This is a genomic window from Leucobacter sp. cx-42 (assembly GCF_014529985.1).
Classification (GTDB): domain Bacteria; phylum Actinomycetota; class Actinomycetes; order Actinomycetales; family Microbacteriaceae; genus Leucobacter.
In genome coordinates this window covers 78802-104662 of sequence record NZ_JACVMU010000004.1, presented here as the reverse complement: position 1 = coordinate 104662, position 25861 = coordinate 78802, and the positions used below count along the sequence as shown (strand labels likewise).

The following is a 25861-nucleotide window of genomic DNA, read 5'->3' as shown; positions in this document are numbered from 1 at the left end:
GCTGTGTTGGCGCTGGGCTGCCTGGTTCTGCCTCCAGGGCAGCGAAAAGGGGTGTTGCTCTCGAGATGGGTACTTTCATGCGTATGAAAGCCCAAGTTTCGGGAGAAACACCCCTTTTCGGCGGGTTAGCCCTTGGGAGTGAGTACTCGGTATCCGCGTCGTGCGTCGTAGCCGTGAATCTCGCGGGTATCGAGCGCAGACATGAAGTCGATGATCTCCTTCGAGAACACCTGGCCGGGCACAAGCACGGGGAACCCGGGCGGGTAGGGCGTGACGAAGTTCGCCGAGACGGGCTGCTCACCGCGCGCGAGGCGGGCAATCAGCTCTTCTGGCTGGACAAACTCGACGCCGCCGCGGCGCTGTCCCGAGTAGTACGCCTCACGCAGCGCGCCATCAGGGAGCACGGGTGTCGTGACGGGCGACGGCGCGAACGCCGGCGAGAACGACGTGAAGTCGGGCAGTGCCGGGTATTCGGGCGCGGCCGACTCACCAGCCTCGACCAATGCCACCTCAGGATCACCCTGCGCCTGCTTCTCCTCAAACTTCTCGGCAAGCTTCACGAGCACCTCGATGAGGTAGGCGACGTCACTGCGCGACGTGCCGATGTTCGTCATGAACAGCACCGTGTTGCGGCTCGTCTTGTTCACCTGGATTCCGTAGCGGTCCATGAGGTAATCGTGCTTGAACGTGTCGCCGTCAACGCCGGTGCGGCTGATCTCAACGGTCACGCGTGAGGGCTCGACGACGAACTCGTCGTTCTCCCACGCCTTCCACATCTCTGAGAGGCCATCGCGCAGCGGCATGGGGCGACCCGTGCGGGCAGCACCGCTTGCGCCACCGACGCCTGCGGGAATGAGTTCCTTCGCGGTGAGCACACGGTAGGTGCGGCGCAGCAGCGGGTGCCGCGCGATCGCCTGCGCGAGGCTCGTCGCGAGGTCGAGCTGCTGCTGTACGAGCTTGTACCCCTCGAGCTCGACCTGGCGGCGGCCGATGTCGAGCGTCGACAGGATCTGGTAGTTCGGCGACGTCGAGGTGTGCGTCATGTACGCCTCGTCGAAGGGGTCCTTCGCGTCGCGCTCCCAATCCTGGTCGTAGACGTGAATCATCGAACCCTGGCGCAACGAGGTGAGCGTCTTGTGTGTGGACTGCGTTGCGTAGACGCGGATCCGCGCATCAGGCGCCGGCACCAGTCGTTCGGCCAGCCAGACGTCGTCGGCAGCGGGAGTGCCGTCCTCGTTCCAGAGCACGGCCTGCTGCGCTTCGTACGCCTCACGGTGTGCGTTGGTGCGAAGCGTGTCTTCGAGGTGCTTCGCGGCGAACATTGCGGTGCGGCGCCGGGTAACAGGGTGGAAGCCGCCAAACGCGAACCACGCCTCGTCCCAGAGGAACACCAGGTCCGGCTTGATCGCGAGGCACTCTGACATGACGCGGACGGGGTCGTAGACGAGGCCGTCGAACGTGCAGTTCGTGAGCGTGAGCATGCGCACCTCATCGAGGCGGCCAGCTGCGCGGTAGTCGAGCAGGAGCTGCTTCACGCTACTGATGGGCACAGCGCCGTAGAACGCGAAGTCATCGAGGGGGTACGCCTCGAGGTACGCGGGGCGACCGCCGGTGAGCATCATCGCGTGGTGGTGCGACTTGTGGCAGTTGCGGTCGACGAGCACGACGTCGCCGGGGGCAACAAGCCCCTGGTGCACGATCTTGTTCGCGGTCGAGGTGCCGTTGGTGACGAAATAGGAACGCTTCGCACCGTACGCGCGGGCGGCAAGGTCCTGTGCCTTCTTCAGCGGGCCGACAGGCGCGAGCAGTGAGTCAAGACCGCCCGAGGTTGCCGAAGTCTCTGCGAGGAGTAGGTTCACGCCGTAGAAGTCGGCGAGATCTTTGACCCACTGTGACGAGAGGACTGATCCGCCGCGTGCGACCGGGAGGGCATGGAACACACCGACCGGGCGTCGTGCGTGATCTTGAATCGCCGAGAAGAAGGGGGTGTCGTACAGGTGCGAGATGCGGCGGACGAGCGACAGGTGCAGTTCGATCTGGTCGTCGCGACGGAAGACACGACGGAACCGGCGAGTGAGCGCACCAGCGAGATCCTCAATGTGTGCGCCGGCAACGAGATACAGGTCGAGTTCGGGGCGGATCTCAATGAGGGTGTCTGCGAGCTCAACCACGCGCTGCACGGACGACAGCGGGCTCTTCGGAGAGGGCGCCGATGCATGGGTCGACGTCTGCGATTTGGCCAGCTCAATGGTTGCGGTGAGATCGCGGCTGAGTTTCTGTCGCGTGCGCTGACTGAAACCGGGGCGGATCACGCACGCCAGAATGTTCGGGTTGGTGAGGATGGCGGCGACCGCGTCATCCGCGCTCGGCACGATCACGTACTCGTAGATGAAGTCATCAGCCGCACTGCGGTGCGCGAGTGCCTCGGCACGGGTCGCGTCCCGGTCAGCCTCGGTGGTCTCGTCGACGATGAGTACCTCGAAGCGCTGGCGCGGATCCGCGTCCATATGCAACTGCTCAGCGAGCTCGGGATCATCGGTGATGTCCTCGCGCGGTTCACCGTGCTCGGACGAGCCACGCAGACGGTGCACCACACGCCCAATGCGGTCGAGAGCGAGTTCGTACTTGCCCTCCTCGATGAGGTCGGCCACGTTCTGGACATAGCGCTGACCAAAACCGGCCCAGTACATCTCGATGGTACGCAGTGCTCGAAGCGACCGCGTGATCTCAGGATCGGCCATGATGTCACGGGACTCATCGGTACCAAGGGCGAGCCGCTTCACGACAAATCGCAGGTATTCCCATGCATCGCTGCGCAAGCGCCACGTGCTGGTGGGCATTCCGGGATCTCGTTCTAGAGCAGACTCGGGTGTTGTGTTCGTCACTGAACTTATCTCTCCCACATCATTGTTATTCCGGAGAAACCTGGCGACGGAGCGCTCTCCGGCGAAGCGGATCCGAGACACATCTTACTGAGCGCAATATGCTCGCTGCAGATATAGACGTGAAGAGTGCCTAAAATGGTGAGTATGGCTAAGGCGTATGAACGTAAGCACCGCATCGCAATCCTCGGCGGCGGACCAGGCGGCTACGAAGCAGCGCTCGCGGGCGCACAGCTCGGAGCAGAGGTCACGCTGATCGAGCGTGCGGGTGTGGGTGGCTCGGCCGTGCTCACCGATGTTGTCCCGTCGAAGAGCCTCATTGCGACCGCTGGTGCGGCGCAGGCAGTGCGCGACTCGGGCAAGCTCGGCGTGCAGGCATTCGTGCCCGGCGCAGACGGCAAGCCCGTGCGCCCCGAGATCGCGGTGAACCTCGCAGCGGTCAACAAGCGACTCCTCGCAATGGCAGGCGCACAGTCGACCGACATGCGCGAGAAGCTCGAGAGCGCTGGCGTACGCATCGTGCACGGTTCCGGCCGACTCGACGGTTCTAACCGTGTGCTCGTCTCAACCGAAGATGGCGACAGCGGCACCGACTTCGACAGCGTCGAGGTCGACACCGTCGTCGTCGCGGTTGGCGCGAGCCCCCGCGAGCTCGATTCGGCAAAGCCCGACGGTGAGCGCATCCTCACCTGGAAGCAGCTGTACAACCTCCAGTCGATCCCCGAACATCTCGTCGTTGTCGGCTCGGGCGTGACCGGCGCAGAGTTCGCCAACGCGTACCGCACCCTCGGCGCAGAGGTCACCCTCGTGTCGAGCCGCGACCAGGTGCTCCCGGGCGAAGACCCCGACGCCGCAGCCGTCATCGAACGCGAGTTCAAGAAGATCGGCATGAACGTCATGTCGAAGTCGCGCGCAGACGCGGTCGAGGTCGTCGACGGTGGCGTTCGCGTGCAGCTCGCTGACGGTCGCGTCGTTGAAGGCTCGCACTGCCTCATGGCGGTCGGTTCGATTCCGAACACCCAGGGCCTCGGTCTTGAAGAGGCAGGCATCGACCTGACTGACAGCGGCCATATCCGCGTCAACAAGGTCGCCCGCACGAGCGTCCCCTCGATCTACGCAGTCGGCGACTGCACCGACTTCTTCCCGCTCGCATCGGTCGCTTCGATGCAGGGTCGCACCGCGATCATGCACGCGCTCGGTGACTTCGTGCGCCCGATCGACCTGCGCAACGTCGCATCGAACGTGTTCACGTACCCCGAGATCGCGACCGTTGGCTGGAACGAGCGCTCGCTCGAAGGCGCGGTTGATATGGCGAAGGCGATCGAACACACGATCCCGCTGCACACGAACCCGCGCGCCAAGATGATTGGCTTCACTGACGGCTTCGTCAAGCTCTTCGCGTGGAAGGCGTCAGGCACGGTCATCGGTGGCGTCATCGTCGCGCACCGCGCAAGTGAGCTGATCTTCCCGCTCGCGCTCGCCGTCGAGCACCGCCTCACCGTTGACCAGGTCGCTTCGGCGTTCACCGTGTACCCGTCGCTCACCGGCGCGATCACTGACGCCGCTCGTGCGATGCACGTTCGCTAACCGGCACGCTTAGGGAGTTAATTCTGATGACTATTGATCAGGCGCGGATCACCGCAGCCCTCAGCCGCCGCAACTTCGTCACCGGTGTGCTTGGTGTCGCGGTCGCGGCAGCGGGTACGCTCGCGCTGGCTGGCTGCGTGCAGCCCAAGCCGCCCGTCGTGCCATCTGCAGGCCCCGATGTGAAGCCCGTCGTGCAGATCACCGTTGTGGACAACGAATACCACCCGGCTGAGGTGACGATTCGCCCCGGTGACGCGGTTGAGTGGATCTTCCAGGGTCACTCAGCCGATCACGACGTGGTCGCCGATGACCGGAGCTTCGTGAGTGAGCTCATGCGCGAGGGCAGCTACGTGCACGTCTTCGAGAAGGCTGGCACGTTCGGATACGACTGCTCGATTCACCCCGAGATGCGAGGCACGATCACCGTTTCGTAGAGTCCGGCAGCCCGCGCTCGTAGACCGGCCGTGCACCCGCAGGTGGTTCGCCGACCTCGGCGACGGTGTAGCCGGTGCAGGCGAGCGAGGTGACGCTCGCTCGCTCGATGCGTGACAGCTTGAACCAGCGCATCGCGTCGCGGAGCCGACACCAGCCAATGAGATACCACTGGCCGTTCGTTGCAGCGAACAGCACAGGCTCGACGTCGCGAGTGGTGGCAACGCCTGCGCCAGAGACGTAGCTGATGCGGGCGACCTTCTGCTCTGCCATCGCCGTTTCGAGCGCGGATCGTGTTGCCCGGGATGTGGGCTGTTCGGCGTTGATCCACACCCGGTCAGCGAGCGCCTCAGCTTTGCGCCGGGTGAGGGGGTCGAGGACGTCCAGAATCTTGCGTACGCCCGCGTGAGCGAGATCTGCATACGGAGCGTCGGCCGCGGCAGAGACCGCTGCCATGAGCGCGACGGCTTGGGTCGGTGAGAACGTGACGGGTGGGAGCGTTGCGCCAGCCGCCAGACCATACCCACCACCGGGTCCGGGCTGCGCCCAGATCGGTGCACCGCTGTTTTCAAGCGCATCGATGTCACGTTTTACGGTGCGAACGGAGACGTGAAACTCGCGCGCAAGGCGCTCAGCAGAGATGCCGCGGGCACCGCTGCGACGCAGCATCTCAGACATCGCGTGGAGGCGTTCGGTGCGCTTCATAGCTCGAGCCTCGACGATCTGGTGAGATGTGAATTCATGTCATAAATAGTGACATACCGTTGTCCAACGGGGATGCGAAAGTGGAACCATGACAACAACTACTGTGTGCATTGCCGGTCACTGGCTCGGGGCGTGGGCCTGGGACGAGGTGCGGGAGCGCTTCCCAAGCTGTGTGCCGATGACGCTGCCCGGACTCGACCCCGCCGACCCTGACCGTGCGACGCGGACGCTCGAAGATCAAGTCGCAGGAATCCTTACGGTGTTTGCGCAGCATGAGGTCACGGCGGATCGCCCCTGCGTGCTGGTTGCCCACAGCGGCGCGAACGGGCCGGTGAGTCTCGTGCTCGACCGGCACCCCGAACTGGTGCAGCGAATCGTTTGGGTGGACTCTGGTCCGGTTGCGTCAGGCACGGTGTTTGCGCCGGATCTGCCTGGAACGATTCGCGAGGTGCCGCTGCCAGAGCTTGCCACGCTGGGACAGCAGGCAAGCCTCGATGGGCTCACCACGGCGCAGCTTGAGCGCTTTGTCGCGCGCGCGGTACCGCAGCCAGCACCGGTGATGCGCGACGAGATCGTCCTCACCAACGAGGGTCGGCATACGGTTCCGACGACGTTCGTCTGCTCCTCGATGCCGAGTGCCCAGGTGCTCGAACTGGCGGCCGCTGGCCACCCGATGTTCGCCGAAATCACCAAGCTCACGCAGGCGTCGTTCGTTGACCTACCGACCGGGCACTGGCCCATGTGGAGCAAACCAGGTGAGCTCGCGTCCCTCTTGCAGGAGGCCGCCGCTTCCTGACGCGGCGCGGCACTTAGGGCTGTGTGCTGGCGACGATCCGCGCCCCGGCCAAGCGCTCGGCGTGCGTGGGTGCTGCGAACGCGAGGATGAGCTCATCAGCGTCGGCGTGCTTGCCGAAGGCCTCGAGCTCTTCGCGGACGCGCTCCGGGCCACCGATCGCGGTATAGCGGAGCATGCCGCGAATCTGCTCGCCCGCGGGGGTGTCGTAGAGTTCGCCGGCCTGGTCGAGGGTGAGTTCGGCGTCGCGTCCGCGGGAAAGGAACTTGCGCACGCGCTCGAGCTCGCCGCGGGTGAACTGTGCCTCGGCCTCCTCGTCAGTGTCGGCGGCCACGACGTTCACCGCTGCGAGGACATAGGGCTTCGCGAGCTGCTCGCTCGGCCGGAAGTTCGCGCGGTAGTGCGCCACCGCGGTCGTGAGCGCGTCGGGAGCAAAGTGCGAGGCAAAGCCGTAGGGGAGTCCCAACTGTGCAGCCAGGTTCGCGCCAAAGAGGCTTGAGCCGAGGATGGTGAGGGGGACGTTGGTTCCGCGACCGGGGTACGCGTTCACGCCCGTCACCGGGAGGCTCGAACCGAGGTACTGCTGCAGCTCGACGACATCATTCGGGAAGTTCTCCGACGACTGATGCGTACGGCGCAGCGCGCGGAAGGTCGCGCCGTCCGAGCCGGGCGCGCGGCCGAGTCCGAGATCGATGCGGTTCGGGTGCAGTGTCGCGAGCGTGCCGAACTGCTCGGCGATGACGAGCGGCGAGTGGTTGGGCAGCATGATGCCGGCAGATCCGAGGCGGATGCGTTCCGTCTGCGCGGCAACGTTCGCGATGAGGACAGCGGTGGCGCTCGACGCGATGCCTGACATGTTGTGGTGCTCGGCGTACCACATGCGGTCGTACCCCAGCGCTTCGGCTGTGCGGGCCAACTCTACGGAATGGCGGAGAGCTTCGGCGATGTTGCCGCCGTGGTCTACCGTTGCGAGATCAAGAATGGAAAGTGGCAGCGCGCTCATGCTGGGTGTAACGCTGCAGGGACCGGGGGTATTCCCTGGGCTGCGGGTTGAGCCAGCGGGGCGCTGGCTCAACCCCTCGAAAGGGCCTCTTACACACGAAAAGGGGTCTTTCACACGTATGAAAGACCCCTTTTCGGGAGAAGCACCTGTTTGTGCGGGGTTGGCTGAGGCCCGCCCCGCACAGCGACCGAAACTTACTCGGCGTCGGTGATGCTGAGCAGCACGTGGCCGCTCGGGACGGTCTGGCCGACCGGAGCGTCGATTGCCGTGACGATGCCGTCACGGTGTGCGTAGAGCGACTGCTCCATCTTCATCGCCTCGAGAACGGCTACGAGCTCGCCCTCAGAAACCTGCTGGCCCTCTTCGACGGCAACCTTCACGACGGTCGCCTGCATGGGCGCGACGACTGCGTTGCCGGTTGCGCCGGAGACGCCAGCACCCTTTGCGCGCTTGGGTGCGGGGCCGCGGGTGACGTCCAGATCAGAGGCGGGCAGGAGCGTCATCGGCATCGACACCTCGACGCGACGACCATCGACCTCGACCGCAACGGTCTGGCGGCGCGGATCCGTAGCGAGAACGGTGTTCTCGCCTTCCCACGGCTCGATGTCGTTGTTGAACTCGGTCTCGATCCACAGCGTGTAGACGCCGAACTTGCCGTCGGGCGCAGTGAACGCGGGATCGCGAACGATCTTGCGGTGGAAGGGGAGAACCGTGGGCAGGCCCTGGATCTCGAACTCTTCCAGTGCGCGGCGGCTGCGCTCGAGAGCTTCTTCACGAGTCGCGCCGGTGACGATGAGCTTGCCGAGCATCGAGTCGAACGAACCCGAGATGACATCGCCCGACTGAACACCGGTATCGATGCGGACGCCGGGGCCGAGCGGCGGACGGAAGACCGCAACCGGGCCGGGAGCGGGAAGGAAGCCGTTGCCGGGATCTTCGCCGTTGAGGCGGAACTCGAACGAGTGGCCCTTCGCAACGGGGTCGCCGTACTCGATGGTGCCGCCCTCTGCGATGCGGAACTGCTCGCGCACGAGGTCGATGCCCGTGATCTCTTCCGAGACACAGTGCTCAACCTGGAGGCGGGTGTTCACCTCGAGGAACGAGACGGTGCCGTCCTTCGCGACGAGGAACTCACAGGTACCTGCGCCGACGTAGCCGACCTCCTTAAGGATGGCCTTCGACGAGCTGTAGAGACGCTCGATCTGGTCATCGGTGAGGAACGGCGCGGGCGCCTCCTCAACAAGCTTCTGGTGACGGCGCTGCAGCGAGCAGTCACGCGTCGAAACGACAACAACGTTGCCGTGGGCGTCGGCGAGGCACTGCGTCTCGACGTGGCGGGGCTTTTCGAGGTACTTCTCGACGAAGCACTCGCCGCGACCGAACGCCGCAACAGCCTCACGAGTTGCCGACTCGAAGAGCTCAGCAACCTCGTCACGCTCATACGCAACCTTCAGACCACGACCGCCGCCGCCGAAGGCAGCCTTAATTGCGATGGGAAGGCCGACCTCGTCAGCGAACGCGAGAACCTCGTCAGCGTTCTGTACGGGATCGCTGGTACCGGCAGCGAGCGGAGCGCCAACTTTCTCAGCAACGTGACGTGCGCTGACCTTGTCGCCGAGGCGTTCGATTGCCTCGGGGCTCGGGCCGATCCAGGTGAGGCCCTGGTCGATGACTGCCTGCGCGAACGCCGCGTTCTCAGCGAGGAAACCGTAGCCGGGGTGAACGGCGTCTGCGCCCGAGCGGCGAGCAACTGCGAGGAGCTTCTCTACAACCAGGTAGGTCTCGGCGCTGGTGGTGCCGTGCAGGGCGTATGCCTCGTCGGCAAGCTGGGCGTGGAGTGCGTCGCGGTCCTGATCCGCGTACACGGCAACGGATGCAATACCGCTGTCCTGGGCAGCACGAATAATACGTACTGCGATTTCTCCACGGTTGGCAATGAGCACTTTACGAATGCGCGACATAAGGTTAAGCCTATTCCAGTGGATGTCTCTCAACTTGGATATTCCCAACAAACCTCGCCCGGAATCTATTGCTGGATGGCACAGGAGTGAGGCGGATCCGCGCACTGCGGGCCGGGCGATACCGCCCCCGAGGCGCGCTCTGTAGACTGAACGAGTGGTCAATCCAGAGATTCAGGGGCGTGAGTATCCGCCCACTAAGCCGTACCTCGTAGGTCGCGAGAAGGTCCGCGAGTTCGCGCGCGCCGTGCTCAGCGCTTCTCCGCTGCACACCGATGTTGAAGCTGCACAGGCTGCTGGTTTCGCTGATGTTGTTGCACCTCCGACGTTTGCCGTTGTTGTTCAGGAGTCGACCCTCGCGCAGCTGCTCGCTGACGAGGAAGCTGGCGTTGACTTCAGCCGCGTCGTTCACGGTGATCAGCGCTTCACCTACACGCGTCCGATCGTTGCTGGCGATGAGCTCACCGCGACGCTCACGATCGCTGCAGTGAAGCAGCTCGGTGGTCACTCGATGGTGACTGCGTCGAGCAACATCGTTGACGCGGCAGGCGAGCATGTCGTCACTGCGATCTCGACCCTCGTCGTGAGAGGAGAAGAGGCATGACCTCTCCAGTATTTGAGAACCTCACCGTCGGCGATGTTGTCGCTGAGCGTGAGCTCGACTTCAGTCGTGACACCCTCGTGCGTTACGCAGGCGCCTCGGGCGACTTCAACCCCATCCACTACCGTGATGACGTCGCGCAGTCGGTCGGTCTCCCCGGCGTGCTCGCGCACGGCATGCTCACTATGGGTGCAGCGGGTTCGGTTGCGACCGACTGGCTCGGCACCGCGGCTTGGGTCAAGGACTACCAGTCACGCTTCACCCGCCCGGTTCCCGTTGACGCCGCTGCAGGTGCAACCGTGACCGTTACCGCTACCGTTGGCGCGCTTGACGCTGATGCTCGCACCGCGCGCATTGACCTCAAGGTGGTCTTCGACGGTTCGACCGTGCTGGGTAAGGCTCAGCTGCTCGCGGCGTTCGCGTGAAGCACGGTGCAGTGGCGGAATCCGCTGCGGAGACCGCTCCGACCCTAGCCGAGCTCACGACGATGCGCGTGGGCGGCCCGGCCGAGCGCGTGCTCGTCGCGAAGACCCGCGAAGATCTCGTCGAAATGGCTGAGGAACTGTGGGACGAGGGCGAGCCATGGCTTCTGCTCGGTGGCGGATCAAACACGATCGTCTCCGATGCTGGCTACCCCGGCACTGTGCTGCTTGTTCGTACGAGCGGAATCGAGCGGATCGCTGATCCCGATCTCGCCCCCGGCACGGTGCGCTTGCGCGTGCAGGCTGGTCAGGATTGGGACGAACTTGTCGCAACCTGCGTCGCTCAGGGACTTGCTGGCATCGAAGCGCTTTCTGGTATCCCCGGGCTCTCAGGTGCTGCCCCTGTGCAGAACATTGGTGCATACGGGCAGGAGCTTTCGGATGTACTGCATTCGATTGAATTCCTTCCTGGTGATTTTGCGTCTGACGGCGAGGTTCGCCGGATGTCGGTGGCCGAGCTTGAGCTTGGCTACCGTGACTCGGTGATCAAGCAGGGCCTCGAAGGTGTTGTGCTGTCGATTGATCTGTTGCTCCGCGAGGGCGATGGCGGATCCGCCACCGCTCCCGTGCAGTACGAGCAGCTGGCGCGTGCACTCGGTGTCGAACTTGGTGCCGAGGTGCCGATCGGCGTCGTTCGTGACTCGGTGCTGCGGCTTCGGTCGAGCAAGGGCATGGTGCTGAATGTGGATGATCGCGACAGTTGGAGCGCGGGCTCGTTCTTCACGAACCCGATTGTGTCGGAGTCGTTTGCCCGTACTCTTCCGGAAAATGCTCCGCGCTTCCCTGTGAGCAACGTTGAGCCAGCAGCGGTCGCAACGACGTTCGAGGAGCTTGCTCGCGGTGTCGAGCTTCGGGTCGCCCCGCCAGCCGCTGAACAGCGTGTAAAGCTGTCTGCTGCGTGGCTCATCGAGAACGCAGGGGTGCCGAAGGGCTTCCGTCTGCCTGGATCTGGCTCTGCGATTTCTTCGAAGCACACACTTGCCTTGACGAACCGTGGGGGCGCATCCGCTGCTGACGTCGCCGAGCTTGCCCGCTTCGTTGTACAGCGTGTCCAGCAGGAATTCGGTGTCATCTTGGTGCCCGAGCCCAACCTGTACGGTCTGCACGTGTAGTCGCTCAATCTCGAGCGCATCGCTCAACCCCTCGAGATTGGTACTTGTTGCCGAGATCGATAGTTTCTGCGGTGTGAAAGGGGTCGTTTCGAGAGAAACGGCCCCTTTCGCCGTGTTTGGGACGCCGCACCTCATACGAGAAGCTCCCCGCGTCGAGACGCCGAACGGGGCGGGGTGGGGATCCGCATCTGTACAAGCCACCGTGAAAAGTCATTGACCGAGCGAAGTTCGGTGGCGCCCCATCGAATGAGGCGTTTGCCGGTCTGCCCGACGATCCAGTCGTTGCGGCGCTTCTCCTGCAGTAATACAGCATCGGGGGAGCGGCCCGCGAGCATCGTCGGATCGCGGTATTTCACGATCCCGTCGACTTCGCCGAGGACGTTGTGCTCCGGCAGCTCAAAGTCGAGCCGATACAGCCCGCCATCTCGAGCGCGCACCTCTACCTGGGTGCGGGTTTCATGTCCGAGCGCCATGAGGTACAGCCTGCTCACGCTTTCCAGAGGCGAATCGGCGGCGGGATCCACGATGCCGATGAGATTCCGTGCCCGCCGGCAGCCGCGCTGCATTCCTTCCGCGTCCATAGTTGTGAGCAACGCTGCTTGCCATGCGCTGAGCGCGAGCCCGCCGGCCGTGGTGTACCGCGCAGCCTGGTCAAGCACGCCGACCGCGACCTCGTGCGTGGACGTGCATGCGACATCAAGCACCGTGCGGTCGAGCGCCGTAAACCGCAGGCCGTATCGCTCAATAGTGTGCCCGGGATCGGTGTGAGCAACGCTGGTAGAGCGAACGCGCGCCTGCTGGAAACGGTAAATCGGCAGACCGTGCAAAATCGCCGCCGAGTGGTGCGAGAAGACCGGCGGCTCAACCGCAGTACGGGTCGTGGCGACAATCTGCGTCAGGTGACGGGCTTCAGACGACAGATCACGCCAATAATCGTGGGGAACGTAGACTCCGCGGCGGATCCGCACCAACTCCTTGGCCTCACACCGCGCGGCGATCTGCTGGTCTGAAAGTCCGAGGCGCACGAGCTGGCTGCGGGTGCGCAGTTCGGCATCTGCGTGCGCGAGCGCGTCCGCGATGGCTTGATCGCAGGGCGAACTCGGGGTCGAAGGTGACGGGGGTTTTGGAGACAACGTGTTGAGCATGCCACGAGTTTGGTGCGCTGGAGGCAGACGAACAAGGAGCGAAATCGACGCTTGTGGATAAGCTTCGCGGCCCCGATTCGACTTCGCCAGTCGCTCCCTCAACCCGTCGAAAATGGGGTTTTCTGTCGAAAACACCCCTTTCTGGCGCAAGAAAGGCCCTGTTTCGGGTGAAACAGGGCCTTTCGAGGGGTTGAGCCCGAAGGAGCGGGAAAACGCTACAACGCGGCGACGCGATCGAGGCCGGCGCGCAGATCCGTGATGAGGTCTTCGACGCTCTCAATGCCGACTGACAGACGCAGCAGGCCGGGGGTGATGCCGAGGCGCTCGTTGATCTCAGGCGTGAAGCTCGCGTGCGTCGACGTCCCGGGGTGGATGATCATTGATCGGGTGTCGCCGATGCCGGTCATGCGCGAGAAGATGCGCAGGCCGTCGGTGAATGCGCGTGCACCATCGATGCCGCCGTGCACGGTCACACCGAAGACGGAGCCGGTGTTTGCGTAGGTGCCGGTCGCGTCGAGGCCATAGTCGCGTGCTGCGAGGTCGAACAGCGGGTTCGATGGGAGGCCGGCGTAGTCCACGGACTCAACCTCGGGCTGGGTCTCGAGCCACGCTGCGATCCGCTGTGAAGACGCAACGTGACGTTCCATGCGCAGCGACAGAGTTTCCATGCCCTGCTGCAGCAGGAACCCGCTAAACGGTGAGAGTGCGGGGCCGATATCGTTCACGACCTGCTCGCGGGCTGCGCGGGCGTAGGCGTGCGCTGTACCGAATCGCTCGAAGATCGAACGTGCGCCAGGTCGTGGTGCGTTGTTGATGAGCGGGTAGCTTCGGCCAGCTGCCTCGGCTGCGGGCCAGTCAAACGTGCCGCCATCAACGATCGCGCCGCCCACTGCGGTGCCGTGACCGGTCAGGAACTTGGTCGTGGAATGCACGACGATGTTCGCACCGTGTTCAATCGGACGGATGAGTGACGGGGTGCCGACAGTGTTGTCCACAACGAGCGGAAGATTGTATTTCGCAGCAATTGACGCGATCCTGTGCAAATCGGTGACGTCGTTGCGTGGGTTCGGAATAGTCTCCGTGTAGATCGCCTTCGTATTGGGGCGGATCATTGCCTCCCACTCGGCATCGTCGTTTGCGTCCCAGACGTAATCGACCTCGATGCCGAAGCGCTTGAAACTACGACCGAAGAGAATGCGGGTGCCGCCGTAGATTGACGCGGTCGACACGATGTGATCGCCACTCTGGGCGAGCGTGAAGAGCGCCGACGAGATTGCTGCCTGGCCGCTCGACACGGCAACTGCCTCGGTTCCACCCTCGAGCGACGCGAGACGCTGCTCAGCGACCGTGTTCGTTGGGTTTCCCTGTCGAGAGTAAATGGCCGAAGGAGGCTCTTGTGGGAAGAAGTCAGGCTCTTCCATTGAACCGCGTGCCGGGCGACCCTGGAACCGCTCGACGCAGTCATCAAAATCTTCGAAGACGTAGCCAGCTGAGAGCGCAAGCGGCGGGATCCGCACGCCATGGTTCTGGTCCTCGTAATCGCCGACGTGCACCTGACGGGTGTCGAAGCCGTATCCAGCCCAGTCGTATTCGGGACGTGCTGCTGCGCTCATCGTGCGGTTCCTTCGACAGTAGTGGTGTGTGCGTCGGCGGCAGTCGACGGGAGAATGGCGGCAATTCGGCGGATCGCCTCACGGATCGTCTCAGGCGCACACGCGAGGTTGATCCGCACATGGCCCTGGCCACCCTCACCAAAGAATGCGCCGTTGTTGAAGGCGACCTTTGCGTCATTCAGGATGCGCTCGTAGGGATTGTCGCCGAGCCCTGCCTCGCGGAAATCAAGCCACGAAACGTAGCTTGCCGCGGGGCGCGTGTGCACGACGCCGGGAAGGTGCACGGAGACGAGCTCAGCGAGCAGGTCATCGTTGGCCTTGATCTGCGCAATAGCTCGGTCGAGCCAGTCACGTGCCTCAGTGAAGGCGGCCACTCCAGCGTGCAACCCGAGGATGCTGGAACGAGTGACTGCCTCGGGCGGAAGCTGGTCGAGCAGTTCTGCCGAGCGATCGTCAGCCGCGACCAAGACTGCGCACTTCGCGCCGGCGATGTTCCACCCCTTGCTCGCAGAGGTCGACGCAAGCGCGAGAGCGCCAGCCTGAGCCGCGACCGGAGCGAATGGCACGAACGCGGCCGAGTCGTGAACCAGCGGAGCGTGAATCTCGTCCGAAACAACAAACACGTCGTACTTCGCAGCGAGCTCAGCAAGCGCGGTGAGCTCAGCATGCGTGAACACGATGCCGTGCGGGTTATGCGGGTTGCAGAGAATAAACGCGTCAATGCCCGCAGCGAACTCGCGTTCGATTGCTTCGAGATCGAGGCCGCCAGGTTCGCCGGTGCCGGGACCGGGCACGACGAGCGGTACCTGCACGGTCTCAAACGACAGCTCTTCAAGCATCTCGAAGAAGCCGGGGTACGTCGGAACAGGAATCGCGAGTCGGCCCCCAGCAGGGCGACCAACGCGAAGCGCTTCAACGACGCCGGTAGCGACATCGGTGACAAGGCGCACATGATCTTCGTTGACGTCCCAACCCCAACGGTCGCGGGCAAAACCTGCGAATGCGGGAGCCAGCGGGCCAGGGCTGTCGAGGTAGCCGATGTCCGAGTTCTCGATCCGCTCAATGAGTGCGCGCTTAATCTCGGGTGCGATCGTGAAGTCCATCTCAGCGACGAACATCGGAAGCACGTCGGCGGGGAATCGCGTCCACTTCAAACTTGTGCGTTCGGTGCGCAGCAATGCGGGGTCGAGGGCGGGAAACGGGACGCCGCTGGGATCGGTACAGTCGCTCATACTCTCATCTTCACGCCCGCGACCGATTTTGCCGAACCCTTTTGTAAGCGGGTGTCATATTCTGAGGACATGGAGACGTTCGCACGCAACCGCACCGCTCGCCGCCACGCTGAGCTTGAATCCTCGCAGCATGCTGCATTTGAAAATGCGCTGCAGTTCGCAGAGAGCCCAGATACGCCCGAGGCCTTCCGAGTAGATCTTGAACGAATCCGCTTCTCTTCCTACTTCGCGAGACTGTCAGATGTGACCCAGGTCGTCCCGCAGACAGGCGTTGGTCCGGTGCTGCACAACCGACTCACGCACTCGCTCAAGGTCAGCGCAGTGGCGCGTGTCATTGCTGCACAGCTTGCGGGGCACGCTGCACAGTGGGAAGCATTCGAACGCGGAGAGACTGCAGAGCGTGACGATACCGGGCGTATCGTCACCACCCTCGGAGGCTGCGACACCGTGGTGGCCCAGGCTGCAGCTCACGCGCACGACCTCGGGCACCCGCCTTTCGGGCATCTCGGGGAGCGTGTGCTCGACCGCCTCGCCCGCACCCGCCTCGGCCTTGCCGAGGGCTTCGAAGGCAACGCGCAGACGTTCCGTATTCTCACGCACCTCGATACCCTCGGCCGCGATTTCGACGGACTGAACCTCACCGCGGCCACGCGCGCCGCGACGCTCAAGTACCCGTGGACGCGGGCGGCCTGGGCAGGCATCCCGCTCACTGACATCGAAGCGGCGGATCGCCCCCGCGGCGCAGGCATCAATGTTGAAACGGGTGCTGACAAGTTTTCTTCCTACGCGCTTGAAGCAATTGAGATGGAGCAGGTGCTGGCAGCGTTCCCTGCGATCCCGTCAGGGATGCAGACCGTCGAGTGCGCGGTCATGGACCTCGCGGACGACATCGCCTACGCAGTGCACGATCTGGACGACTTTGCGAAGGCCGGGGTGCTGCAGCGTGGTGAGGTGCTGCGTGAGTTCTCTGCGTGGCTCGCAGTCGAGGGGTCGCTCGCGGTAGCGAACGAGGCTGAACTTGATACCCGGGAACCCGGGCAATCCCTCGAGTTGCTGTGGCGACGCCTGCAGCTCAAGGACAGCTGGATCGCAGAACACGATGCATTCGCTGAGGCTGTCCGCATTGTTGCCGAGGAGATTGGCGACGGACTACTCGCCGTGCCCTACGACGGAGGCATCACGAGCGAGCGCGCGATTTCTGGGTTCACGCGTCGATGGATCGAGCGCCTGCGCTCGTCAATTGTCGTCGATGAACACCCCAATGTTCGCGGCGGATACGTACGACTCAACCAGCGGGCGTGGCACGAGGTGATGGTGCTGAAGTTCGTGCACGCTCACTTCGTCCTCGAACGTCCCGAGCATGCCCTGCGGCAGCGCGGCCAGTCCCGCATCATCGAGAGCATCACGCTCGGGCTCGATGCCTGGCTCTCCGATCCAGTTGACGCGTCACATGCGCCACGAAGCCTGCTGGAATGGGTGGAGGAAGGCACGCAAGGCCTGATGGAGCTTCGAGAATCGCGCCCAGATTTGCTCACAGGTGACACGTCAATTCCGGGCTTGATTCGTCAGGGTCGCACACGTGCAATCCTTGATTACGTCGCAGGTCTCAGCGACCAGCAGGCCGTACAGGTACACGCACAGCTCAACGGAACGGTGCTGTAGCGCGGGGCCCAACTGACCAACGCTCGATCGGCCGATACCCGGGTGGCGCGTGAGGGCTACTTGCTGAGCGGAAACTCGTGCTTCCGATCCCAGGGCTGGGTCCAACCTAATTCGTCGTACATCGACGAGAGGAGAATTCCGGTGAACCCCCACACGATGTGACGCCCCAACTTTGGGGTCAGCTGGAATGCCGGGCCACGGTGCGAGAGGCCGCCGCGGCGGAGCACGGAGGTTCCGCGTGATGCGGGATCGAGCATGTCAGCGACCGGCACACGGAAAACCTCCACTGATTCGCTCTCGTCGGCACGTACCTCGCTTGGTGCGCACCACCAGCCGACAACAGGGGTCACAAGATTGTTGCTCACCGGGATGGCCACCTCGGGAAGCGTGCCGAGCACCTCGACCCCAGCAGGGTCGAGTCCAGTTTCTTCGTTCGCCTCACGTAACGCGGTCGCGACTGCGTCGGGATCGTGAGCTTCGGCACCGCCGCCCGGGAACGAAATCTCTCCAGCGTGATGCCGCAGCTGTGACGAGCGCCGCATGAGCAGCACGTCAAGATCACGTGAAACCGGTGACGAGTCTGCTCGCAAACTCGGCTTTCGGTCAAGCGCGCCAAACAAGATCAACACGGAAGAATGCCGGTACGGCCGGTCGTTCGGTGGCGCTTGCGGAGTGATCCGCAGGTCCATGCCTCGCTCAAGGAGCGCGCTCAGTTCTTCGCGTGCGCGCGCAACATCGGGAGTGAGTGACATATCGAAAGCTTAACCCTGCGAATGTATTCTGAGCCGGAGCTGTAACGACCAGCCTCTAGCCGGACATGTGAAAGATATGGCCCATACTCAAGATCGCGAGCGCGCGTACCGACGTCTCTTTGCCGACGTCTACGATGATGCGTTGCGATTTGCTCTGCGACGAGCTGAACCCACCGACGCCGAAGAAGCCGTCGCAACTGCGATGACGGTCGCGTGGCGTCGCTTCGACCGTGCCCCAGAGACCAGTGATGCGCGTCGCGCTTGGGTCTTCGGAATCGTGCGCAACACGCTCCTGAACGAGCGCCGTGGTACCGCGCGACGTCGAGCACTTGCCGTGCACCTTGCCACGCACGCAGATCGCGCCGAACCCGCGATGGACACCGAGTTACAAATAGTCGAGCTTCTGGCGGATCTTTCTGCCGCATGGAAACAGCTCTCCGACGCGCAACAAGAGGTGCTCGCGCTCGCGATCTTCGAGCAACTCGACGCGGAATCCGCTGCAGCCGCACTGGGCATCAGACCTGGAACCTACCGAGTGCGCCTCTCGCGCGCCCGATCCGCGCTCAGAACGCTGCTCGCCGACACTGACACTGACACTGGCTCGACCACCCCATCAACCCCAAAAGCCGCGGCGCAGGAGGCACGATGAATATTGATGACAAGATCCGCGCGCTTGATGCTGCGGCGACCCATCCTGACGTTCGCCAGCGAGCGGCGGCGGATCGGCTACTCGAGGAGATCGTAAGTGCGCCGCCAAAGCGCCGCCAGCGCCTGCGCGAGCGACCGCGAGCGGGTCTCACGATGCGCGTCGGCGTGGTCGTTGCGTTAGGCGCGTGCGCAGCGGTGGCGATGCTGGTGTTGCCGCAGCAAGGATCCGCCAAGGTGCCCGCAATCGCGACCTGGACCGCAACCACCGAGCCCGTCACCCCCATCGAACTCGACGTAGCACGGGAGGCCTGCCGCGCGACGCTCGCCGAGTTCGACCTGGAGATCCCCAAGAGCCCAACCACTGTGCTGTCGGAGCGGCGTGGTGATCTCATCGGCCTGACGTTGTGGGGCGCGGATCCAGAGACAGTACTTACCTGCCTGGTCGAATTGCCGCCCGGTGCGAGCCGGGTGCTTGCGGCTACAGGTGGCGCGGAACTCGGCGATAGCGCGGCACCTGCCTCACCTCCGGGGAACATGGTCGGTGGAGTCGTGTGGGATCTGGATCTTGCAGGAGGCAAAGCATCGATCGCATCGGGCGCAGTTGGGCCGGATGTCTCGGCCGTCACTGTGCGCTTCGGCGACACCGCCGTGCAAGCGACGGTTGCAGACGGCCGTTATGCCGCATGGTGGCCAACATCGGACCTTCGCTTGTTCTCGTCTCCGCACCCCTTCGGGCAGATCACCTTCGACCTCACGCTCACGGACGGGACGACGAAAACTGGGGTACAACCCCTGTCACCCGAGGAGGCGGAGGAATGGAGCAGCCCAACGGGTGAGTGAGTGCTTGGTGAGTGACATCCACTCGCATCTTGCGCAACTACGGTCACGTTCGTGGGTAGCCTGGAAGGAACTGCAAAGGTGGAGCCGCAATGAACCTTGAAATGTATCGCCACAATGCCGATGCTGGCCAGACAGCGCCGGGGTCGAACAAGCTCCTCGATGCGGAGACCCCTCCCGATGCCCTGCCGACGCGGAGACAGCTGATTCGCCGCCGCGTCTTTTGGGCGGTTGGCGGCATCGTCGCAGCAGCGATGCTCGTCGGGATCGCCGCTGTGGTCATCCTTCGAAATGATTCGGTGGTTGAGATAAACGCGCAGTGGACGGCCGAGCCTTCGGCAGTTTCAGACGCGGATCTGGCCGTTGCGGTGGCTGCGTGCAGCGGAGAGGAAAGCCTGTCACAGGTTCCCATGACAGTTGCAACCACACGTGTGCTGGCGTCAGAGCGACGTGGAAATGCTGTGGCGATATTGTTCGACGGGAACAATGAGGTGGGAGGTTACGGGAGCTGTCTCGTCGCCTTAGTACCAGGATCGAAGACCTCCGAAGTTCTGCTCAACGGCTGGAGCGGGCGTGACGGGACAGCGCCTGAGTACACCCCGGAACCCGATGAGCTTTTGAGCGAAGCCATGTTTGGCAGTGAGGGACCCGACGGACCAAATGCCATGACGGGTGGCGGCGTCGGAGCAAATGTGGCCGGAGTCACCCTGCACGTTGGTGATCTTGCAGTTACTGCGACCGTAGCGAACGGGAACTACCTGTTGTGGTGGCCACAGGGAGAGCTCGACGAGAACGGCAACTACCTCGTTCCCGAAACGGGAGCGGAGGAATACGAAGAGGTCTTCGGCACAGAGCAGGACATGACCTACGACCTGCACCTCAAAGACGGCACCACGCTTGCGGGTCTTGATTTCTGGGCGATCGATGATGACGACCCCGGGGTTTTGGCGACAGCAGAGTAGCTTCGATACTCGGCCCTACTTGAGCTGTTGCCGAATGCGTCGTTTCGCGAGCAAGTAGAGCGTGCCCGCAAATGTCGCGAGCGCGCTACTGACGCAGACGACTGTCGCGCTGCCGTACAACCCGATCGCAAGCGTCACAGGGAGGCCGCGATTGTCTCCGGAGCGCAGTGCAATGACGTAGTGCACCGCAGCGAGCGCAACGCACACCATTGCGAGGAATACCGCGATGAGGGCGACAACAATGCTGACCTGCGTGACCTTCTTGGTGAGCCACATCGGAACCTCCCGCGCTCGCACTCTTCAGACTGCATGACAATTTCTGCAGAAATTGTTCAGAGCGTATTCGCTGGGATACTCGGCCCCGCAAGGCCTGACGTGGGATGAGCCGAGAACTGTGCCACGTGCTGCTGGCGCTGCTGGCACCGGCCAGCCAATACATCACAAGACCATGGCGCAGGTGTGGGCGCCGCCGCCCAGAAACGAGTCAACCCCGCGAGATCGACGCTTTCTGCCGAAAACCATAGTTTCTAGGCGTAGAAACTCATGATCTCGAGAGAAAGGGTCGATCTCGCGGGGTTGGGATGCTCACGGGGCCGGGTCCGGGGCCGGGGCCGAGCCCGAAAGCCAGGCCCGGACCGAAGCCGAGCCCGAACGGTAGAAGCTAGCCTTCGATGAGCAGGTCTGCGATGCCTTCTGAGACGCGCTGCGAACGAGCCCAGGGCTCGCGCTCGCGGCGTTCGCGACGCTTTACACGGCGCGCTTCGTCAGCGCGTGCCTGTGTGAGTACCGCGATAACTGCCGCGCGCTCCTCGTCGCTGACATTCTTCGTGACGAAGGTGATGTCTTCGCCGCGAAGTACCGAATCATCCGAGCCTGCCTGCTCGCGGCGCAGAGCGTCGCGAGCAGAGGCGTCGGGGGGAAGCAGCTGATCGCTCACAGCGGGATGTTGCCGTGCTTCTTAGCGGGCAGTTCTTCGCGCTTGCCACGGAGGCCGCGGAGGGCCTTGATGACTGCGAGGCGGGTACCAGCGGGCTCGAGCACGTTGTCGAGCTCGCCGCGCTCTGCCGCGAGGAACGGCGACGTGACGTCTGCCGCGTACTGCGCGGTGAGCTGTGCGCGGAGTGCCTCAACGTCCTCACCGCGCTCAGCAGCGGCTGCGAGCTCCTTGCGGTAGAGGATGTTGACTGCGCCCGATCCGCCCATAACGGCGATCTCAGCGGTAGGCCAAGCGATGTTGAAGTCCGCGCCCATCTCCTTTGAGCCCATGACGATGTACGCTCCGCCGTAAGCCTTGCGGGTGATGATGGTCACGAGGGGAACGGTTGCCTCTGCGTATGCGTAGAGGAGCTTTGCACCGCGGCGAATGACGCCCTGGTGCTCTTGGTCTGCGCCGGGCAGGTAGCCGGGAACGTCGACGAGGGTCACGATGGGAATCGAGAATGCGTCACAGAAGCGCACGAAGCGTGCAGCCTTCTCGCTCGCTGCGATGTTCAGCGTGCCAGCCATCTGGTTGGGCTGGTTCGCGACGATGCCGACCGAGCGACCCTCGACACGACCAAAGCCGATGAGGATGTTCGGCGCGAACAGCGGCTGCACCTCGAGGAAGTCGCCACCGTCGAGGATAGCCTCGACGATTTCCTTCATGTCGTAGGGCTGGTTCGGGCTGTCAGGGATGATCGAGTTGAGGCGACGATCCGCCTCGGTGATCTCGAGAACAGCCTCGCTGTCGTACACGGGAGCTTCTGCGAGGTTGTTGTCAGGCAGGAAGCTCACGAGGGTACGTGCGTAGTCGAGTGCGTCGTGCTCGTCGCTCGCGAGGTAGTGCGAAACACCACTCGTCTGGTTGTGCGTGAGCGCACCACCGAGCTCTTCGAAGCCGATTTCCTCGCCGGTGACGGTCTTGATGACGTCGGGGCCGGTGACGAACATGTTGCTCGTCTTGTCGACCATGATGACGAAGTCGGTGAGGGCGGGCGAGTACACCGCGCCACCTGCCGACGGGCCCATCACGAGCGAAATCTGGGGGATCACGCCGGAGCACTTGGTGTTCAGGCGGAAGATCTTTGCGTAGTTCGAGAGCGAAACGACGCCCTCCTGAATACGAGCTCCACCCGAATCCAGAATGCCGATGAGCGGTGCACCGGTCTTGAGCGCGAACTCCATCGCCTTGACGATCTTCTCGCCTGCGACCTCGCCGAGCGAGCCACCGAAGGTGGTGAAGTCCTGCGAGAAGACGACAACCTGACGGCCGTGGATCTCACCGGCACCCGTGACGACTGCGTCGCCGAAGGGGCGGTTGTTTTCCATGCCGAAACCGTGCGAACGGTGGCGTACGTACTTGTCGAATTCGACGAACGAACCCGGGTCAAGGAGCGACGCGATGCGCTCACGAGCGGTCAGCTTGCCACGAGCGTGCTGCTTTGCAGCAGCGGCAGCGTCACGGTCACCAACGGCCTCTTGATACTTGCGTCGGTGGTCGGCAATGCGTCCGGCGGTAGTCGCCAGATCTTCCGGGGAGAATGAGTTCTCTGCAGTCACGTCTTCCAGACTATCGCGGACCCCATGCTGAAAGTGGGAGAGGTTCTCCAGCGGGATCGGTAAATCGTTGTGGAATCATCACAATCAGGTACGCTCGCCCGTATGAACCTGCCACGCTCCAGCACCGCTCTGCCCCGCGTTGAATGGCGCGAGCGGTCGTCTTCAACCAATGCCGAGCTGCGTGAGCTCGTTGAACGCGAAGGTGATGCTGTCCCGCACGGCACGGTCCTCGCGACCGTTCAGCAGACGGCGGGCCGCGGGCGTCTCGGCCGCGGCTGGGAGATGCCCCCGGGCACTGGCCTCGCGATGTCGATGCTCATTCGGAGTGGGGGCGGATCCGCGCCAACAAGCCTCGACATCAGCTGGCTCCCGCTGCTGGCCGGGTCGGCGGTATCGGCCGCACTGCAGCCCTTCTTCTCTGAGCTCACTGAGCGCGCGCTGGAGGACGGCGACGAGGTTCCTGAGACGCGGCGCGTCGGTGTGAAGTGGCCGAACGACGTGCACGTGCGCGACGAGCATGACGCAGAACACAACAGCCCAGGCAAGAAGCTCTGCGGTATCCTGTGCGAGATGCTGCCGAATGGCGACGTCATCGTGGGCATGGGCGTCAACCTCTTCATCGCTGAGTGGGATCTGCCAACCGAGCGGTCGACTTCGCTCCTCGCGGCCGGCGCCTACCTCGGAGAAGACATCTACGAGGGTGATGAGTTCTCGTTCGGTGAACCGGGCATTTCGGCATTTGATCCGCGCGGAGCAGCGATCCTCGACCGGGTCATGAGCGAAATTGGCACGGGATTGCTCGCGCTCGTGGCGCGCTCGAAGAGTGAGGCGCAGGGGGTGCGGATCCGCGCCGCTCGTGATTCTGTGACGCTCGGCAGCGAGGTTCGCGTACACCTGCCAGGCGGCGAGATCGTGGATGGTCGTGCGGTGCGGCTCGCGGACGACGGCGCGCTGGTCGTTGATCGTCCAACGGGGAAGCAGCTGATCGTCCACGCTGGCGACGTCGAACACCTGCGGTAGTCCGTGCGCGGCATGCGGCCGTGTGCTCATGCGTGCCGCGGCCGCGGCCGCAATGCAAGAGGCCGGGCCCAGCTGAATCGCTGGGTCCGGCCTCTGTGCTTGGTAAGGGTTAGTTACCCTCAGCCATGAGTGCCTGGATGCGCTGCACGCCCTCGAGGAGGGGGCCCTCGCCGAGCGCGTAGCTCAGACGGAGGTAGCCGCCGCGGCCGAAGCCCTCGCCGGGAACGGTTGCAACCTCAGCCTCGGTGAGGATGAGATCAGCGAGCTCGAGCGACGTCGCGGGGGTAACGCCGCGGTAGGTCTTGCCGAGTGCGCCAGCGACGTCGACGTACGCGTAGAACGCGCCGTCGGGCATCGGGCAGTGGAAGCCGGGAACCTTGTTGAGCTCGTCAACGATGAGGTTGCGGCGGCCTTCGAAGGCAACGCGCATCTCTTCGATGGGCTCCTGGGGGCCGTTGAGGGCTGCGATCGCGCCACGCTGAGCGAGGTTGTTCACGTTCGAGCTCATGTGCGACTGCAGGTTTGCTGCACCCTTCATGATGTCCGAGGGGCCAACCATCCAGCCGAGACGCCAGCCGGTCATCGCGTAGGTCTTTGCGACACCGTTGACGAGGATTGCGCGGTCCTGAAGTGCAGGAACAGCCTCGACGATCGAGGTTGCGCGAACGCCGCCGTAGACGAGGTTCTGGTAGATCTCATCGGCGATGACCCAGAGGCCGTGCTCCTGAGCCCACTCGCCAATAGCCTTGGTCTCTTCAGCGGTGTAAACAGCGCCGGTCGGGTTCGAGGGCGACACGAAGAGGACTGCCTTGGTCTTGTCGGTGCGTGCTGCTTCGAGCTGCGCAACGGTGACCTTGTAGCCCTGATCAGCGCCAGCGAATACCTCGACGGGAACGCCGTCGGCAAGCTGAATCGCTTCGGGGTAGCTCACCCAGTAGGGGGCAGGAACGATGACCTCGTCGCCCGGATCAAGAAGAACCTGGAACGACTGGTACACGGCCTGCTTGCCGCCGTTAGTGATCATGACCTGCGATGCCTCGACATCCCAGCCCGAGTCGCGAGCGGTCTTTGCTGCGACAGCGGAGCGCAACTCGGGGAGACCCGTTGCTGCGGTGTACCGGAAGTTCTTCGGGTCATCGAGGGCGTCGCGTACGGCGTCAACGATGTGCTTGGGCGTGGGGAAGTCGGGCTCACCAGCGGCGTAGCTGATGACCTTTCGACCCTCTGCCTGAAGTGCTTTTGCCTTAGCGTCGACCTTCAGGGTCGCGGACTCGCCAATGGCCGAAATTTTCTTTGAAAGACGGGAGATGCTGCTCACGGCATTAATCGTACCCGGAATCCGTATGCTCAGTTCGACATTTGCTTCGGAATCCCGTAATGTAATCCGAGGTAGTTGACTTCTACCAAAATTTCTTGTGCCTGACACCCTCAGCGTGAGAGAGTTTGGTGGGTGAATTCATGGTCAATGAACCATAGGGTGGTGGCGCAATTGGTAGCGCAACGGTCTCCAAAACCGTAGGTTGCAGGTTCGAGTCCTGTCCGCCCTGCCAGATACCCGGTCGCAGATAACTGCGACCGGGCACCTGTTGGGAAAGGAAAGCCTGAATGAGTAGTACGGAAGTTGAAGGCGTCGATCCGATCGACACTCGCGCTCATTCGAGCGATGCGAAGAAGCGAGGCTTCTTCGGTCGAATCATCCTTTTCATCCAGCAGGTTTTCTCCGAGCTTAAGAAGGTCGTCACTCCGACCCGCAAAGAGCTCGTGAACTTCACGCTCGTTGTGATCGGCTTCGTTGTCGTCATGATGGCACTCGTGTGGGTCCTCGACCAGGTATTCGGTTGGCTTGCAGTGTTCGTGTTTGGTTCGCTGCCCGCCTAATCGGCTAGCGCGAGACGTA

At 63.4% G+C, this 25861-nt stretch carries 24 protein-coding genes and 1 tRNA gene; 13 read left to right on the top strand and 12 right to left on the bottom strand.

Translation table 11 applies throughout. The annotated features are described in order from the left end of the window. Window positions 1-125: 125 nt before the first annotated feature. Window positions 126-2840 (bottom strand): aminotransferase class I/II-fold pyridoxal phosphate-dependent enzyme, encoded by a 2715-nt coding sequence (locus ICM05_RS04775; RefSeq protein WP_188023443.1) that lies wholly within the window; start codon window positions 2838-2840, stop codon window positions 126-128. A gap of 189 nt (window positions 2841-3029) precedes the next feature. Between ICM05_RS04775 and ICM05_RS04770 the strand changes: the two genes are divergently transcribed. Both ICM05_RS04770 and ICM05_RS04765 read left to right on the top strand, forming a co-directional pair. Then, the gene (locus ICM05_RS04770) at window positions 3030-4469 is read left to right on the top strand and encodes an NAD(P)H-quinone dehydrogenase (protein WP_188023442.1); all 1440 of its coding nucleotides are present in this window, start codon (window positions 3030-3032) and stop codon (window positions 4467-4469) included. A gap of 26 nt (window positions 4470-4495) precedes the next feature. Continuing rightward, complete coding sequence (locus tag ICM05_RS04765; protein ID WP_188023441.1) at window positions 4496-4903, top strand: cupredoxin domain-containing protein; 408 nt, start codon at window positions 4496-4498, stop codon at window positions 4901-4903. On the opposite strand, the gene ICM05_RS04760 is transcribed toward ICM05_RS04765, so the two are convergent. After that, entirely contained in the window at window positions 4890-5606 is a 717-nt protein-coding gene (locus ICM05_RS04760; protein ID WP_188023440.1) for a YafY family protein, read from the bottom strand. The two genes, ICM05_RS04765 and ICM05_RS04760, sit on opposite strands and share 14 nt — an antisense overlap. Window positions 5607-5694: 88 nt before the next feature. On the opposite strand from ICM05_RS04760, the gene ICM05_RS04755 reads away from it, so the two are divergent. Continuing rightward, entirely contained in the window at window positions 5695-6402 is a 708-nt protein-coding gene (locus ICM05_RS04755; protein WP_188023439.1) for an alpha/beta fold hydrolase, read from the top strand. 13 nt (window positions 6403-6415) lie between these two features. Here the strand turns inward: ICM05_RS04755 and ICM05_RS04750 are convergent, their stop codons facing one another. Both ICM05_RS04750 and ICM05_RS04745 read right to left on the bottom strand, forming a co-directional pair. Then, a complete protein-coding gene (locus ICM05_RS04750) occupies window positions 6416-7402 on the bottom strand; it encodes an LLM class flavin-dependent oxidoreductase (protein ID WP_188023438.1) in 987 nt (328 codons plus the stop codon). 194 nt (window positions 7403-7596) lie between these two features. Beyond that, on the bottom strand, window positions 7597-9363 hold the full coding sequence (locus ICM05_RS04745) for a biotin carboxylase N-terminal domain-containing protein (RefSeq protein ID WP_188023437.1): 1767 nt from the start codon (window positions 9361-9363) through the stop codon (window positions 7597-7599). 154 nt (window positions 9364-9517) lie between these two features. Between ICM05_RS04745 and ICM05_RS04740 the strand changes: the two genes are divergently transcribed. The 3 genes from ICM05_RS04740 to ICM05_RS04730 are packed head-to-tail and all read left to right on the top strand — an operon-like array spanning window position 9518 to window position 11555. Next, complete coding sequence (locus ICM05_RS04740) at window positions 9518-9964, top strand: MaoC family dehydratase N-terminal domain-containing protein (RefSeq protein WP_188023436.1); 447 nt, start codon at window positions 9518-9520, stop codon at window positions 9962-9964. Beyond that, a complete protein-coding gene (locus tag ICM05_RS04735) occupies window positions 9961-10386 on the top strand; it encodes a MaoC/PaaZ C-terminal domain-containing protein (protein ID WP_188023435.1) in 426 nt (141 codons plus the stop codon). The genes ICM05_RS04740 and ICM05_RS04735 overlap by 4 nt, the downstream gene beginning before the upstream one ends. After that, a complete protein-coding gene (locus ICM05_RS04730) occupies window positions 10383-11555 on the top strand; it encodes a UDP-N-acetylmuramate dehydrogenase (protein ID WP_353055820.1) in 1173 nt (390 codons plus the stop codon). The genes ICM05_RS04735 and ICM05_RS04730 overlap by 4 nt, the downstream gene beginning before the upstream one ends. A gap of 131 nt (window positions 11556-11686) precedes the next feature. Here the strand turns inward: ICM05_RS04730 and ICM05_RS04725 are convergent, their stop codons facing one another. The 3 genes from ICM05_RS04725 to ICM05_RS04715 form a co-directional block, all read right to left on the bottom strand. Then, the gene (locus ICM05_RS04725) at window positions 11687-12700 is read right to left on the bottom strand and encodes a type IV toxin-antitoxin system AbiEi family antitoxin domain-containing protein (RefSeq protein WP_188023434.1); all 1014 of its coding nucleotides are present in this window, start codon (window positions 12698-12700) and stop codon (window positions 11687-11689) included. A gap of 215 nt (window positions 12701-12915) precedes the next feature. Beyond that, window positions 12916-14313 carry an O-acetylhomoserine aminocarboxypropyltransferase/cysteine synthase family protein gene (locus tag ICM05_RS04720; RefSeq protein WP_188023433.1) on the bottom strand — a complete coding sequence of 466 codons (1398 nt, stop codon included), beginning with the start codon at window positions 14311-14313 and terminating at the stop codon, window positions 12916-12918. Beyond that, window positions 14310-15545 carry a MalY/PatB family protein gene (locus tag ICM05_RS04715; protein WP_188023432.1) on the bottom strand — a complete coding sequence of 412 codons (1236 nt, stop codon included), beginning with the start codon at window positions 15543-15545 and terminating at the stop codon, window positions 14310-14312. The genes ICM05_RS04720 and ICM05_RS04715 overlap by 4 nt, the downstream gene beginning before the upstream one ends. A gap of 69 nt (window positions 15546-15614) precedes the next feature. On the opposite strand from ICM05_RS04715, the gene ICM05_RS04710 reads away from it, so the two are divergent. After that, window positions 15615-17207: a deoxyguanosinetriphosphate triphosphohydrolase family protein gene (locus tag ICM05_RS04710; protein WP_188023431.1), complete on the top strand. Its 1593-nt coding sequence runs from the start codon at window positions 15615-15617 to the stop codon at window positions 17205-17207. 56 nt (window positions 17208-17263) lie between these two features. Here ICM05_RS04710 and ICM05_RS04705 read toward each other — a convergent pair whose 3' ends face one another. Then, the gene (locus ICM05_RS04705) at window positions 17264-17959 is read right to left on the bottom strand and encodes a CoA pyrophosphatase (RefSeq protein ID WP_188023430.1); all 696 of its coding nucleotides are present in this window, start codon (window positions 17957-17959) and stop codon (window positions 17264-17266) included. A 76-nt stretch (window positions 17960-18035) separates the two neighbouring features. Here ICM05_RS04705 and ICM05_RS04700 point away from each other — a divergent pair, with 76 nt between their 5' ends. The 3 genes from ICM05_RS04700 to ICM05_RS04690 all read left to right on the top strand — a co-directional run bounded on the left by ICM05_RS04700 (window position 18036) and on the right by ICM05_RS04690 (window position 20406). Next, a complete protein-coding gene (locus ICM05_RS04700; RefSeq protein ID WP_188023429.1) occupies window positions 18036-18608 on the top strand; it encodes an RNA polymerase sigma factor in 573 nt (190 codons plus the stop codon). Then, entirely contained in the window at window positions 18605-19447 is an 843-nt protein-coding gene (locus ICM05_RS04695) for a hypothetical protein (protein ID WP_188023428.1), read from the top strand. The genes ICM05_RS04700 and ICM05_RS04695 overlap by 4 nt, the downstream gene beginning before the upstream one ends. An 89-nt stretch (window positions 19448-19536) precedes the next feature. After that, window positions 19537-20406 carry a hypothetical protein gene (locus ICM05_RS04690; RefSeq protein ID WP_188023427.1) on the top strand — a complete coding sequence of 290 codons (870 nt, stop codon included), beginning with the start codon at window positions 19537-19539 and terminating at the stop codon, window positions 20404-20406. A 15-nt stretch (window positions 20407-20421) separates the two neighbouring features. Here ICM05_RS04690 and ICM05_RS04685 read toward each other — a convergent pair whose 3' ends face one another. The 3 genes from ICM05_RS04685 to ICM05_RS04675 form a co-directional block, all read right to left on the bottom strand. After that, entirely contained in the window at window positions 20422-20682 is a 261-nt protein-coding gene (locus ICM05_RS04685) for a hypothetical protein (RefSeq protein ID WP_188023426.1), read from the bottom strand. 385 nt (window positions 20683-21067) lie between these two features. Beyond that, complete coding sequence (locus ICM05_RS04680) at window positions 21068-21343, bottom strand: acyl-CoA carboxylase epsilon subunit (RefSeq protein WP_188023425.1); 276 nt, start codon at window positions 21341-21343, stop codon at window positions 21068-21070. Then, window positions 21340-22944 carry an acyl-CoA carboxylase subunit beta gene (locus ICM05_RS04675; RefSeq protein WP_188023424.1) on the bottom strand — a complete coding sequence of 535 codons (1605 nt, stop codon included), beginning with the start codon at window positions 22942-22944 and terminating at the stop codon, window positions 21340-21342. The genes ICM05_RS04680 and ICM05_RS04675 overlap by 4 nt, the downstream gene beginning before the upstream one ends. Window positions 22945-23046: 102 nt before the next feature. On the opposite strand from ICM05_RS04675, the gene ICM05_RS04670 reads away from it, so the two are divergent. After that, a complete protein-coding gene (locus ICM05_RS04670; protein WP_188023423.1) occupies window positions 23047-23964 on the top strand; it encodes a biotin--[acetyl-CoA-carboxylase] ligase in 918 nt (305 codons plus the stop codon). A gap of 109 nt (window positions 23965-24073) precedes the next feature. Here ICM05_RS04670 and ICM05_RS04665 read toward each other — a convergent pair whose 3' ends face one another. After that, window positions 24074-25282 carry a pyridoxal phosphate-dependent aminotransferase gene (locus tag ICM05_RS04665; protein WP_188023422.1) on the bottom strand — a complete coding sequence of 403 codons (1209 nt, stop codon included), beginning with the start codon at window positions 25280-25282 and terminating at the stop codon, window positions 24074-24076. 156 nt (window positions 25283-25438) lie between these two features. On the opposite strand from ICM05_RS04665, the gene ICM05_RS04660 reads away from it, so the two are divergent. Together ICM05_RS04660 and secE are read left to right on the top strand one after the other, a co-directional pair. After that, window positions 25439-25514: transfer RNA gene (locus tag ICM05_RS04660), tRNA-Trp, on the top strand. A gap of 55 nt (window positions 25515-25569) precedes the next feature. Further along, the gene (gene secE, locus ICM05_RS04655; RefSeq protein WP_188023421.1) at window positions 25570-25842 is read left to right on the top strand and encodes a preprotein translocase subunit SecE; all 273 of its coding nucleotides are present in this window, start codon (window positions 25570-25572) and stop codon (window positions 25840-25842) included. Window positions 25843-25861: the final 19 nt, after the last annotated feature.

Bases quoted from the DNA above. Each gene is read 5' to 3' on its own strand.
- ICM05_RS04775 (WP_188023443.1), bottom strand. From the start codon at position 2,840: ATGCCCACCAGCACGTGGCGCTTGCGCAGCGATGCATGGGAATACCTG.
- ICM05_RS04770 (WP_188023442.1), top strand. From the start codon at position 3,030: ATGGCTAAGGCGTATGAACGTAAGCACCGCATCGCAATCCTCGGCGGC.
- ICM05_RS04765 (WP_188023441.1), top strand. From the start codon at position 4,496: ATGACTATTGATCAGGCGCGGATCACCGCAGCCCTCAGCCGCCGCAAC.
- ICM05_RS04760 (WP_188023440.1), bottom strand. From the start codon at position 5,606: ATGAAGCGCACCGAACGCCTCCACGCGATGTCTGAGATGCTGCGTCGC.
- ICM05_RS04755 (WP_188023439.1), top strand. From the start codon at position 5,695: ATGACAACAACTACTGTGTGCATTGCCGGTCACTGGCTCGGGGCGTGG.
- ICM05_RS04750 (WP_188023438.1), bottom strand. From the start codon at position 7,402: ATGAGCGCGCTGCCACTTTCCATTCTTGATCTCGCAACGGTAGACCAC.
- ICM05_RS04745 (WP_188023437.1), bottom strand. From the start codon at position 9,363: ATGTCGCGCATTCGTAAAGTGCTCATTGCCAACCGTGGAGAAATCGCA.
- ICM05_RS04735 (WP_188023435.1), top strand. From the start codon at position 9,961: ATGACCTCTCCAGTATTTGAGAACCTCACCGTCGGCGATGTTGTCGCT.
- ICM05_RS04725 (WP_188023434.1), bottom strand. From the start codon at position 12,700: ATGCTCAACACGTTGTCTCCAAAACCCCCGTCACCTTCGACCCCGAGT.
- ICM05_RS04720 (WP_188023433.1), bottom strand. From the start codon at position 14,313: ATGAGCGCAGCAGCACGTCCCGAATACGACTGGGCTGGATACGGCTTC.
- ICM05_RS04715 (WP_188023432.1), bottom strand. From the start codon at position 15,545: ATGAGCGACTGTACCGATCCCAGCGGCGTCCCGTTTCCCGCCCTCGAC.
- ICM05_RS04710 (WP_188023431.1), top strand. From the start codon at position 15,615: ATGGAGACGTTCGCACGCAACCGCACCGCTCGCCGCCACGCTGAGCTT.
- ICM05_RS04705 (WP_188023430.1), bottom strand. From the start codon at position 17,959: ATGTCACTCACTCCCGATGTTGCGCGCGCACGCGAAGAACTGAGCGCG.
- ICM05_RS04700 (WP_188023429.1), top strand. From the start codon at position 18,036: ATGGCCCATACTCAAGATCGCGAGCGCGCGTACCGACGTCTCTTTGCC.
- ICM05_RS04695 (WP_188023428.1), top strand. From the start codon at position 18,605: ATGAATATTGATGACAAGATCCGCGCGCTTGATGCTGCGGCGACCCAT.
- ICM05_RS04690 (WP_188023427.1), top strand. From the start codon at position 19,537: ATGAACCTTGAAATGTATCGCCACAATGCCGATGCTGGCCAGACAGCG.
- ICM05_RS04685 (WP_188023426.1), bottom strand. From the start codon at position 20,682: ATGTGGCTCACCAAGAAGGTCACGCAGGTCAGCATTGTTGTCGCCCTC.
- ICM05_RS04670 (WP_188023423.1), top strand. From the start codon at position 23,047: ATGAACCTGCCACGCTCCAGCACCGCTCTGCCCCGCGTTGAATGGCGC.
- secE (WP_188023421.1), top strand. From the start codon at position 25,570: ATGAGTAGTACGGAAGTTGAAGGCGTCGATCCGATCGACACTCGCGCT.